The organism is Komagataeibacter xylinus NBRC 15237 (genome assembly GCF_001571345.1).
GTDB lineage: Bacteria > Pseudomonadota > Alphaproteobacteria > Acetobacterales > Acetobacteraceae > Komagataeibacter > Komagataeibacter xylinus.
This window is the reverse complement of the sequence record NZ_BCTP01000063.1, coordinates 1-11,440: the sequence shown is the minus strand read 5'-3', so window position 1 is coordinate 11,440 and position 11,440 is coordinate 1. Positions and strand designations below refer to the sequence as shown.

General features: G+C 56.8%; 12 protein-coding genes and 1 pseudogene. 7 read left to right on the top strand and 6 right to left on the bottom strand.

Features of this window, described 5'->3' with window-relative positions; translation table 11 throughout:
- Positions 1-838: aminotransferase-like domain-containing protein (locus GXY01S_RS15235; protein ID WP_456306308.1), on the bottom strand; the 838-nt coding region annotated here is incomplete at its 3' end.
- Between the two features lie 136 nt (positions 839-974).
- Here GXY01S_RS15235 and GXY01S_RS15230 point away from each other — a divergent pair.
- The 5 genes from GXY01S_RS15230 to GXY01S_RS15210 all read left to right on the top strand — a co-directional run bounded on the left by GXY01S_RS15230 (position 975) and on the right by GXY01S_RS15210 (position 3,917).
- Positions 975-1,835 carry a DMT family transporter gene (locus GXY01S_RS15230; protein ID WP_061276480.1) on the top strand — a complete coding sequence of 287 codons (861 nt, stop codon included), beginning with the start codon at positions 975-977 and terminating at the stop codon, positions 1,833-1,835.
- Positions 1,836-1,877: 42 nt separating this feature from the next.
- Entirely contained in the window at positions 1,878-2,177 is a 300-nt protein-coding gene (locus GXY01S_RS15225; protein ID WP_110570475.1) for an aminotransferase class I/II-fold pyridoxal phosphate-dependent enzyme, read from the top strand.
- 1 nt (position 2,178) lies between these two features.
- A complete protein-coding gene (locus GXY01S_RS15220; RefSeq protein WP_061276476.1) occupies positions 2,179-3,072 on the top strand; it encodes a dihydrodipicolinate synthase family protein in 894 nt (297 codons plus the stop codon).
- A 231-nt stretch (positions 3,073-3,303) separates the two neighbouring features.
- On the top strand, positions 3,304-3,507 hold the full coding sequence (locus GXY01S_RS15215) for an AbrB/MazE/SpoVT family DNA-binding domain-containing protein (protein WP_061276473.1): 204 nt from the start codon (positions 3,304-3,306) through the stop codon (positions 3,505-3,507).
- Positions 3,504-3,917, top strand: a complete 414-nt coding sequence (locus GXY01S_RS15210) for a PIN domain-containing protein (RefSeq protein ID WP_061276471.1) — start codon at positions 3,504-3,506, stop codon at positions 3,915-3,917. Before GXY01S_RS15215 ends, GXY01S_RS15210 begins: the two co-directional genes overlap by 4 nt.
- 5 nt (positions 3,918-3,922) lie before the next feature.
- Here GXY01S_RS15210 and GXY01S_RS15205 read toward each other — a convergent pair whose 3' ends face one another.
- Positions 3,923-4,597, bottom strand: coding sequence for a hypothetical protein (locus GXY01S_RS15205; protein ID WP_061276469.1), 675 nt, complete (start codon positions 4,595-4,597; stop codon positions 3,923-3,925).
- A 118-nt stretch (positions 4,598-4,715) separates the two neighbouring features.
- On the opposite strand from GXY01S_RS15205, the pseudogene GXY01S_RS15200 reads away from it, so the two are divergent.
- Together GXY01S_RS15200 and GXY01S_RS15190 are read left to right on the top strand one after the other, a co-directional pair.
- A pseudogene (locus GXY01S_RS15200) lies at positions 4,716-5,733 on the top strand (IS110 family RNA-guided transposase).
- Positions 5,734-6,065: 332 nt separating this feature from the next.
- Positions 6,066-7,252, top strand: a protein-coding gene (locus tag GXY01S_RS15190; protein ID WP_156470333.1) for an IS3 family transposase whose coding sequence is annotated in 2 segments (ribosomal slippage) — positions 6,066-6,324 and positions 6,324-7,252 — 1,188 coding nt in all. Because the reading frame shifts where the segments join, the coding sequence is not laid out codon by codon here.
- A 57-nt stretch (positions 7,253-7,309) separates the two neighbouring features.
- On the opposite strand, the gene GXY01S_RS15185 is transcribed toward GXY01S_RS15190, so the two are convergent.
- The 4 genes from GXY01S_RS15185 to GXY01S_RS15160 form a co-directional block, all read right to left on the bottom strand.
- Complete coding sequence (locus tag GXY01S_RS15185) at positions 7,310-7,909, bottom strand: hypothetical protein (protein WP_061276465.1); 600 nt, start codon at positions 7,907-7,909, stop codon at positions 7,310-7,312.
- Between the two features lie 324 nt (positions 7,910-8,233).
- On the bottom strand, positions 8,234-9,472 hold the full coding sequence (locus GXY01S_RS17470) for a type II toxin-antitoxin system HipA family toxin (protein WP_082770914.1): 1,239 nt from the start codon (positions 9,470-9,472) through the stop codon (positions 8,234-8,236).
- Entirely contained in the window at positions 9,469-9,783 is a 315-nt protein-coding gene (locus GXY01S_RS15165) for a helix-turn-helix domain-containing protein (RefSeq protein WP_242013173.1), read from the bottom strand. Before GXY01S_RS15165 ends, GXY01S_RS17470 begins: the two co-directional genes overlap by 4 nt.
- A 196-nt stretch (positions 9,784-9,979) precedes the next feature.
- Complete coding sequence (locus GXY01S_RS15160) at positions 9,980-10,750, bottom strand: segregation and condensation protein A (RefSeq protein ID WP_061276456.1); 771 nt, start codon at positions 10,748-10,750, stop codon at positions 9,980-9,982.
- Positions 10,751-11,440: the final 690 nt, after the last annotated feature.

Below are 11,440 nucleotides of genomic sequence, written 5' to 3'. Positions count from 1 at the left end.
CTTCAACAATCAGAACATCTGAGGTTGCCGCCGCACTGAGCAGACGGAAAGCTGTCTGGGGAGAAAGAGTCGCTCCTGTTGGATTATGGAGAGCCGAGTTGGTAATATAGACGCGCGGCTTTTCCTGTAGAACGATCCGTTCAAAAGCTTCGGTATCCGGTCCGGTCGCGGTGTATGGCACCCCGACAATCCGAACTTCATGCGCCCTGAGCAGAGCCTGAAAATTGAAATAGCACGGATCGTCCACCAGCACTGTATCACCGCGCCGCACCAGCAGGCGGCAGATCAGATCGACAGCCTGCGTACCTGAACCCGTCAGCAGAACCTGGTCCGGATTGATGTCCAGTCCGTCTTCAGAAAACCGGGATGACAGCAAACGCCGCAAGCGAAGTCCGCCTCTGGTGCTGCCGTAGTCCGACAGAACGGCATTCTCTCCGCGCGCCACGCTCCGAAACGCCTTGCGCAGCGCTTCAATGGGCATCCAGTCAGTGGGAAGCCAGCCACACCCCGGTTTCAGGACAGCTGGATCGGAGTCCAGGGACTGACGGGACACCCAGAATGGATCAATGGCCCGCGCTGCCGGGGTGGTGGCATCCGCCAACGCCAATGGAGGAAGGGCACGTCCCGTAACATAAAACCCAGAGCCCTGCCGCGCTGCGATGACCCCTTCGGCCACCAGACGATCGTAAGCCTGAACGACCGTAGACGGGGAGGCGTGCATGGTCTTGGCAAACTGCCGGATCGACGGCAGGCGATTGCCAGGCACAAGGGCACGTGTCGCGATGCGTTGCCTGATCGCCTCCATGATGGCGAATGTGCGCGTCTGCTGAGATTCCACTACCAACCTCAAGAATTGTATGGGTTTTATTATCAGTACAGCTTTCCAGAATTGTATTGAACTGTAGCTGGCTCTGATGATTTCGTCCTCATAAATTCCAGCAATTCAAACATCATAAAAATCGAGGATTTCCGTTATGAAACGGACGACAGAAGGATGGGGCAGCGGTCTGCTGGGCGTCATCATCTTCAGTGGCTCTCTCCCCGCAACACGTGTTGCCGTCGCTGATTTTTCACCCATTTTCCTGACCTGTGCCCGCGCAGTGATTGCCGCCCTTCTGGGGAGTATCTTCCTGTTCGCACTCCGTGAGCCCCGGCCTGAACGGCGGGATATTTTTCCGCTCATTCTTGTCGCTATCGGCTGCGTAGTGGGCTTCCCATTACTGACGGCGCTTGCGCTCCAACACATTACGTCAGCACACTCGCTCGTGTTCATCGGTCTATTACCGCTGGCCACGGCCATTTTTGGCGTGCTGCGTGGAGGTGAACGCCCCAGACCTGCTTTCTGGCTGTTTTCCACAATCGGCGCGGCTGCCGTGGCGGGGTTTGCTCTCTACGGTAGTCAGGCCGGTAATGTCACAGGCGACCTGCTGATGGTTGCGGCCATTCTCGTCTGCGGTCTGGGATATGCGGAAGGCGCGACCCTCTCCCGTCGTCTCGGGGGCTGGCAGATCATTTCATGGTCCCTGCTGCTATCCCTGCCAGTCAGGGCGATTATTGCCTTCGCTTACCTGCTGAACAACTGGGGAAACATCCATCTCTCCTCATGGATCGGGCTTGGCTACGTGTCGATCTTCAGCATGCTGGTCGGTTTCATCTTCTGGTATCGCGGCCTGGCTGTTGGGGACATCGCTGGCGTCGGGCAGCTTCAGTTGCTGCAACCCTTCTTTGGTCTACTGCTTGCAGCACTTTTCCTGCATGAGCCGATTGCCTGGACCATGGTTGTCTCGACACTCATCGTCGTTCTGTGTGTGGCCGGTGCCAAGCGTTTTTCCTGATTTGCAAAGAATAACACTCCTCACGGCTTAACCGAGGCGACCATGCTGGTCGAAAGCTTCGCCCGGGCCGGGTGGGATGTTCCCGCTCCTAATGCCTCCATGTTCGCCTGGGCACCCGTGCCCCCGGTACTTGCGCATATGGGAAATCTGGAGTTTTCAAAACAGCTTCTGAGCCATATCAAAGTCGCGGTTGCCACAGGCGTAGGGTATGATGCGGATGGTGAAGGCTATGTCCGCATTGCTCTGATCGAAAACGAACAACGCATCCGGCAGGCGGCCCGCAACATCAAACGTTATCTGAAATCGATGGGCGTGAATGTTCCATCCGGCAATGAGGTCTGATATGTCGATCTTTCACGGTCTGTCTGCTTTCCCCATTACACCCGCCAACGAACATGGCGTGGTGGATATGGAAGGTGTCATGCGCCTGACGGCGCATCTGTCGGCCAATGGGGTGGATTCCATCGGGTTGTTGGGTAGCACCGGAACCTATGCCTATCTGAGCCGTACCGAACGCTGCCGCGCCATCCGAGCAGCCGTCAAAACGGTCGGGGGTAAAACACCGCTGATCGTCGGGGTCGGCACGCTGCGCACCGACGATGCCCAGAATCTTGCACGCGATGCTGCGGCAGAGGGCGCCGACGGACTGCTGATGGCACCTGTATCCTACACGCCCCTGACGCAGGAAGAAGCCTATCAACATTACAAAGCAGTGGCCGAGGTCACGTCTCTGCCGATCTGCATCTACAACAATCCCGCCACAACCCATTTTAGTTTCAGTCGTGATCTGCTTGAACGGCTGGCGAACGTTCCCAACATCGCCGCCGTGAAAATGCCTGCTCCGACAGAAGGCACGGTCGCACAGGAACTGGCCGAGCTACGATCCAGCCCGGTTGGGAAACTCGCGATAGGCTACAGTGGAGACTGGATTGCGGCGGAAGTCCTGCTTGCCGGATGCGATGGCTGGTTCAGTGTTCTCGGCGGGTACCTGCCAAAACTGGCCAAGGCGATGGTGATAGCCGCACATGAGGGCGATGTGCGTGCCGTAAACCAGTATCAGCAGGTGCTGGAGCCGATGTGGGCACTTTTTCGGGAATTTGGAAGCCTGCGTGTTGCTTATGCTGCCGTCAATCTCCTCGAACTGTCTTCCACCCAGCCCCCGCGTCCAATTTTGCCTTTAACATCAAAAGACCAGAGGCGTGTTGAGGATGCTCTGAAGGCATGCACCGCACTTTAAGATAAATAGCTACATCCGCTTTCAGACTCAATCAACCGCAAGCGGCCCGTCAGCTTCCCCCCCCCCATTTCTGCCTGTCCGTGAGAAGCTGCGATTTCTTTGAAAATCGTGACAGCATGACGGTTTGCTCTCGTCCTACGATGCTTGGCAGATTGCCAGATACCGAAATTTCTTTCCTTTGCAGTATGGATATCTAAATGGTATAAATGGATATCAGTTAGGAGAGATGCCATGCAGGTTTCGAAATGGGGAAACTGTCTCGCAGTCCGTATCCCTGCGCATATCGTGAAGCAACTCGGATTGCAGGAGGGCGATAGTGTGGATGCAGTATTCAGTCGTCTTAAAACTCGGCAGGAAGCCCTTCGCTCGATGAAGGAAGTCGGTCGCAGACTTCCCGCCGATTTCCGCTTTGAGCGGGAGCGGGATGAGAAGTGAGCGTTCTGCTCGACACCAATGTCATCCTGTACGCCATCCTTGAAGACGGAACGGAAAAGGCGCGGATCGCGGAAGATCTTCTCCTCAATCGTGAGTGTCATATCTCGGTACAGACGCTCAACGAGGCTCTGCACACGCTACGGCGCAAAAGCCACCTTTCGCTGGATGAGATCGGCGAACTGCTTTCCGATATTCGCTCCCTATGCGTGGTTCACGATCTGACGGAAGCTGTGTGGAAGCGTGGATGGGCTATTGTGGAGCGTTACGGGTTGCAGACCTACGACAGTATGATCGTGGCCTGCGCCATTGAGAACGACCTTGAGAAGGTGCTGTCTGAGGACATGCACAATGGATTGCGGGTTTTCGACATGACGGTCATCCACAATCCTTTTGTACGCGAGCCTGGCTGACCGAATCAGGCGGCTTCCTGCGTGACCTCATCGAACTCGGCCAGCCTGCGGAAGAGACCGGCCGCGATACCCTTGCCTTCGACAATCTCCTCGACCAGCTCGTTGAGAACACCCGCGACGACCACCTCGTCCTGACCGGCCGATGCGCGCATGGCTTCGGCCTTGCGTCGCGTGATCTCCTTTTCGGCGCTCCCCCCTGGAAACACGCAGGCGAGGCATCGCAGGGCGCGCGTCGAGTGCATCCGGGCAAAGAGGCGGCTGCGCAGGGCGGTGTCGCCCGGTGTGCTGGAGAACGCCCACAGTTCGATCGGCCCGAGCATGTTGACCAGCAGCTGTTCGTATTTCTGCCCGGCCGCCTTCATGACGACAAAGAACGGCGCACCGTTGCGGCCCGGCCCGGGCAGACGATGGCGCACGACATAAGCACTGGCCTCGGTAAGCTGGAAGGTCTCGATCACATTCTGCGCTTCCTTCTCGTCACCGCATTTGAGGATCCAGTAGCCGGTCGCCTGTCCCACGAGATCGGCGCTGAAATCGGTGGCGCGCTGTGAGATGAACGCAATCTGGACGTCGTGCTTGCGTCCTTCGCGCACGTCCTCGATGGCCTGCTTGTTGACCTGCGGCGCATCGTGGGTGCGGTGCCATTCTTCAAAGTCGATGCGTTTGACGGTCTCTTTCATCTCCTTGAAGCGGGCGCGGTGATATTCCCGCACGCTGTCAGAGGTGATGTTGTGGACGGCCCCCGCACGAAATGTGCGAGGATGAAATCGTCACCGTCTGCAACGCATGGAGCCACCTATGGGAACGATTTCGACGATTGGCCTCGACCTGGCCAAGAATGTTTTTCAGGTGCATGGGATCGATAGTCTTGGGAACATTCTCGTACGCCGTCGCTTACGGCGCGATGAAGTTCTCCGGTTTTTTGAAACACTCCCGCCATGCCTGATCGGTATGGAAGCGTGTGGCACGTCGCATTACTGGGCGCGCTCGATTGCGGCTTTCGGACATACGGTCAGGATGATGCCGCCAGTCTATGTGAAGCCCTACGTCAAGCAGGGTAAAACTGATGCCGCTGACGCCGAGGCGATCTGCGAGGCGGTGACCCGCCCGACGATGCGCTTCGTGCCAGTCAGGTCACCGGGTCAGCAGGCAGCGTTGCTTCAGCACAAGACGAGGGATTTGCTGGTGCGTCAAAGAACCATGCAGGTCAATGCCCTGCGGGGGACACCTTGCCGGGTTCGGTATTATATCGGCAGCTGGCGTCGCGGGCCTGAACCAGATGATTACAGTGCTGCATGCGGAGCAGGAAATGTTGCCCGAGCCCGCTCGGAAACTGTTTCAGGAAATTGTCGCGCATCTGCGGGCTCCTGAGCAACGCATCGACGATATCGAGAAGCAGATCGTCGCGGAACATCGGGCAGGCAGTGTCAGCCGTCGGTTGGCTGGTATTCCCGGTATCGGCCCGATCACTGCCAGCGCGATCGTCGCGGCCGTTCCGGATGCCTCGACTTTCCGGTCAGGCCGTCAATTCGCTGCGTGGCTCGGTCTGACGCCCAAAAGTCACAGCAGTGGTGGCAAGGAACGACAGGTTGGCATCAGCAAACAGGGGGATAGCTATCTCAGACGCCTGCTCGTGCTGGGCGCCACGGCGGTGATCCGTCTTGCACGCAAGGAAAACGCCAGTCGTCAATGGGCCGCAAAGTTGCTCGAGAAGAAGGCGGCGCGTGTCGTATCTGTCGCTCTCGCCAACAAGACTGCCAGGATTGTCTGGGCATTCCTCACAACGGGCAATGCATACAGCGCCAGGAGCGCCTGAAAGAATTCAGAGATTCGCCCTCGTCGAACACCAGAAGCGACGAAGGTGAATGTGCGGAGTGGTGAGATATGATGGCGAACCGGTCAGGCCGGGGAGAGGATAAACCCGACGAGACCAAGCGCAGCAAAAGCGCGCAGAGGTGATCAGGGATCCAATCCGCGGACTTCATCAGGGCCAGCAGCCCCCGGGCTGCGCAAACAGGCCGGACACATGGCTGCACCCGACCATCAAAGTCATACTTTCCACTTGCATCGTCAGGGCCGTCCAGAAGTGGTCCCCATTTTTCGGACAGGGCGATAAGCTATCATCTGGCCTGAACGAGGACGGGTTTTATGGGCAAGGTTACGCGGAAACGGTATGCGGCAGAGTTCAAGTCACGGGTTGCGCTGGAGGCGATCCGTGGGGAACTGACGCTGGCGGAACTGGCTTCGAAACATGGGGTACATCAGACGATGATCGCCCAGTGGAAACGGCAGGCGATCGAGGGGATGGCGGCGACCTTTTCCGGGAAGACGGTGGCTGAGCCCCCGGTCAGCCCAGCTGACGTGGAGAAACTGCACGCGAAGATAGGCGAACTTCTCGTGGAACGGGATTTTTTACGCGATGCCTCTGCTCGGTTGGGCGTGATCAGAGGCGGCAGATGATTGACCCGAAGCGAGCGCGTCTGCCGATAATCCGGCAATGCACGCTGCTGCAACTCAACCGGTCGGGCGTCTACTATCGGCCTGTGCCACAGAGCGAGGCCAATCTGGAGCTGATGCGGCTGATCGACGCCCAGTTCTTGGAAACGCCCTATTATGGCTCACGGCAGATGACATGGCATCTGCGCCGCCTGGGACATGAAGTGGGCCGCAAGCGGGTCCGGCGGCTCATGGCGATCATGGGCCTGCGGGCGATCTACCAGAAGCCGCGCACGACCGTGCCCCATCCGGAGCATCGGAAATATCCATATCTTCTGCGGAATCTGGTCATCAATCGGCCTGACCAAGTCTGGTGTTCCGATATCACATATATTCCCATGAAACGGGGATTTCTCTATCTCGTGGCGATCATGGACTGGTTCACGCGCAAGGTCCTGTCCTGGCGTCTGTCGAACACGATGGACGTGGAGTTCTGTATCGAGGCGCTACAGGATGCCCTCATGCGCTATGGCGCCCCGGACATTTTCAATACTGACCAGGGGTCGCAATTTACGACACCCCGTTTCAGCGGGATACTGGAAGAGCGTCAGATCCGCATCAGCATGGATGGGCGCGGTCGCTGGCTGGACAACGTGTTCATCGAGCGCCTGTGGCGGTCGCTGAAATACGAATGCGTCTACCTGTACGCGTTCGAGACCGGATCAGAGCTGAGGGCCGGGCTTGGCAGATGGATCGCCCATTATAACGAAACGCGTCCGCATACGGCGCTGGCTGGACGAACGCCCGATGAGGCGTATCATAACGTGCCGACGCCATCTGGTCCGGGGTTAACCCCGGACCAGATGGCCAACAGCAACGCCGTCAGAAGGGCGGCATAACAACAACCGGGTATAGCTTATCAAGCCCGCAAAACTGTCCGAACGGACGGGACCACCTCAGTCCTTCATGATCGGGAGGTCGGCGTATTCCTCGTGCAGGAAGAAGTTTCGGGCGATCAGATGCCGGCCGAGCATATACATCAGCGCGGTCTGCCGGTTCGCGGCTGGCGACCCCTTGGGCGCGACCCGAGCGAGATCGAGCACGATCACGCGCGCGTCCCCGAGATCCAGCTCCGTGGGGCGCGAGAGCGTCGAATAGACGTTGATCGCGTTCATGATGAAGCGCTCAAACGTCTCGATCACGGTTTCCCCGGCCGGTGACTTGATCCTTGAGTAGCGATTTTCAATCTGCTCGGTATGCACAGCGTCCAGAAGATCCTGCAGAACGGGCACCGCGTAACGCTGGGCGATACCGGCGAGGCGGTACTCGCCAAGGGCGATGAACGCATCGACCACATCGCGCCACCAGGTCGGATCGGCTTCATCCGCGTCGTGCCGCGGCGGGTGGTGGTGCGGCAGCACAATCCCGAACTGCTCGATGGCGGCATCGACCATCGGGCACTGTCCGACTTCATAAATCTTCGGTTTACAACCCGCGATCTCCGCACGGGCGTTGCGATACACCTCATCGACGACATCCTCGATCAGGTGATCCATGCCCTCGTAAACCTCCCCATCGAGACGGGCGACGAGCAGGGAGAGAAAGTTGCAAATGAATGTCCGCTCAAGAGATTGATGTTTCCGAGCAAGACATTCAGACTGAAGCGAGCTTTCTACAAACAAAAATATATCGCCGCGATGTTGAGGTAAGCCCTGTTAAAATTACGGCTTACGACCGATTTTCTGAGCGAGCTTAATGAAACGGTGGCGCGCGAAGTAAACACTAGCTCTCGTTGTTTGGGTGTTATTTTTTATAATTAACTCAAAGATATTCCCCCGTATACGATTTATGTCTAAAAATCTCTTCTTTCCTACAGCATTTCATTTCCATCCTCGGGCAATGACCATTTCACTGCCAATGTCTTCAATCAGAAAATCCGGTACGCCACAATTTCCAGCGATCTCTTCCCATGAGCAAAGGGCACTGTCGACCGCATCAATAATCTGGTCTCTTCGAACAGGCTTGATGCCTGCGACCCGCGCCACTTCATTAATGGCAATCTTGCCCGGGTAACGCCCATCGCCAGTGATCGATATCGAATGCTCGCCACCGGGGCCTGCGGAAAACGACACATCATAGGCGGGAGCCAGCGACCATTCACCAGCCGCATTCATGAGAAACGCATGATTTCGAACATGATCGTCCCGGTTCAATGCCCGCACGTTAAATACCATACGTCTAAAAATTTCCTCGACTACATCAATCCGCCGACACATAAGTTTGGCAAGCTTGATGAGATCAACGTAATCGACCACACCGTGCTGCATACCGGTATCAAGCAATCCCGCCACTGTAGACATATGTAAGCGGCCTCGGCCCGGACGATCGAACCGAACAGTGCCCAAAAATCGCTCTTTATGACCTTCCAGCGGGAACATTCGACAAACGTTGATGCCTGCTTCTCTCATGAGAATGCCGTAGGCGATCTCGGCTTCCACTGTCCCGACCGGATCAGATGATGCACGCCCTTTGATCAATACCTGAGTCCAGCCGGAAGCAAGCGGCAGGCGGTAATCGCGTAAGGAATGCATATCGTCATTGATCTGCGCGACAAACTTGGGCCGCGCGCCCTGACTGCCACCCGACATGACGCGGAGCCGCGAAAGATCTGCGGCGGACGCCCCATTCACCACTTGCGGTATGATCTCTTCGAACCAGCCCAGATCAATGCTCTCATTCGGAAGATTGTCTGTTTCCGGGGCATACGTCAGGGCCCCGCTACCATAGCGCCCGACATAAGCGAGGCGCTCGATATCACCGATTTTGGTTCGACTGATACCTCTCGCTGCAATTTCCCTATCAAGCAGGAGACGTCCCCAACCATCAGGGAGACTATCTTCAAACAGAGAAGGAAGACTTGCACCCCGACCGCCGTTTGGTCTCAACAACTGATCATACGACCGACAAAGCACTGGAGAGAGAGGAAGAGGACTTGCAGCAAACCCAGCATCCCACTCGAAAGCTATGTTTCGACGCTCAGGATCGCGGCCAAACTGTCCCACCTGTAGAGACTTTTCTCCCTCGCCGAAATCCAGCGCAACAGAAAGTCTTTCAATCATCGCGTCCTCTGTTTCGCTGCGCGTCGACGGAGCTGACTAAACTTATCCAACTCATCCAGCGAAGATGCCTCTGGCATGGGAAAAAGGTCAGAAAAAGCGTCAAGTGTCCCGAGCGCCTCAGCTATGGCTAGCAGCGTCGCCAAACTCACAGTTCCCCCGTTTTCAAATCTTCTAAGCGTTGCTATGGCCACTCCCGATTGCTCAGCAAGGTCTTCCTGCGTGATGTTCTTCGCCAGCCGGCGCGCACGAGCCGATACCGCTATCTCATCATGCACCTCAACCGCCGTTCTCGGTAACAGATAGCTTATCATATATGATCTCTTATGTTCATTTTATCTGTTTTATATATCATTTTTGATATATAAATGCGACGATAATTTACGACCCTCAAGTAGGAGGAAACCGTCCCCCACAAGGCAAGCGCGATAGAATATGGCGCCCACATGTTTCATACCGGGGTACGGAGACGCATTGGGAGGGTGAACGACCTTTCTCGTCTTCCGTGTCTTACTCCTCCGAGAACGTCACTCCCTCGGTCGTGAGTTCACCCTGCCTCAACAGTTCAAGTCCTGCTACAAAAGCGCCAGCGATCGCCGCTTTCCGGCTGCGCATGTCTTCTGCCGGCTTTAACGGTATGCAATCACGCCAGATACTCTGGAACGTCCCATCAGATAACTTTTCCCGGATACGTGCGAGGGCGGCCGTTATCGTCCAATACGCAGGTACATTGATCGTATATATCGGATCACACTCTTCAAAACGGGCCAGTTCGCGCTCAAGAACGCCGAGACAGGCCTCCATCAGCCCGAAATACGATGCCTGCCGCCCCCGGGGTACATTAGCCAGATCACTGCATCCCCGCGGAAATGTCGCCACTCCGAGTTGCGGACGTTCCTCCAGCCAGGACGCTGCGGCCCGGATACGCAAAAGTTCGTCGAGATGGGCGACCGTGCGATAAGCTTCCCTTTCGGCATGTGTCTGCTCAACCTGAGAGGCGAACAACAATCTGGAGCGCAAAAACACCAATCTGGTCACCCAGATGAGCCATTCAGCCCGTTTCATAAGGGGTGTCGTTTGCGCCAGCCTCTCTGCTTCGACAACAAACTGCTCCGCGAGCATGGCAACAGAAATCCCCCCAAGATTAATCCGCTGCCGCTCCGCAAGATCAAGCAACAGGTCGAGAGGACCATCAAACCCCTCCACATGAAATTCGGGAAGCGGGGAACGCGTCCCAGACTGCGCCGCTGTTGTCCCGTCATAATTTAAATTAGAGGGCATCACTGTCCCCCCGGCTTGTTCACGAAATCATAATGGGGACGGATATCGAAAACGAGTTCGCGCCACTCGGATTGCAGACGGACAAATGCCTGCCACGGGCTCCAGTCTGCCGACCAGAATTCGTACATGACCTTCACATGACGTCGAGCGCGGCGATCCGGGAGAGCACGGACCGAGACATGCCGCAGCGGCCTTAGCGTCCCCCAGTTAGCCTGCAACCACGTAAGCGCCTCCGTTGAATCCTCACCCGCCTCGAGCATTCTGTCAGGAACCGGTACTAGACGATAAAGATCAAACGGACAGGACTGGTCGCCAGATGCGCGCCGCCGCTCGCCAATACGATATAGTCGCTCGGAAGTTTCCCGCAGCAGGCGCGCCAGAATGGCAGCCTGGGGCCCTATAGAAGCCATTGGGGCAAGGAGGCGCGCCTGTTCATACTCAAAATCCACACGCCAGGGGATGGTGCCAGACCCTCGTGCCGAAGCCACGAACCGCTCAACCACCGCAGTAGGACCACTTACCGTTACCGTGGTCCGGATCCAGTCTACGGATGTCTCTCCTAGAGACCGTTCCGCCTGTTGAGGCGGTCTGCTCGGGCTGGCGACGAAAGACGACGGTTTTTTACGCCGCGAAGAAGGAGTGGTTTTCCCAAGGGCCCGCTCAAGCACGAACCGGATCCCCGGAACACTG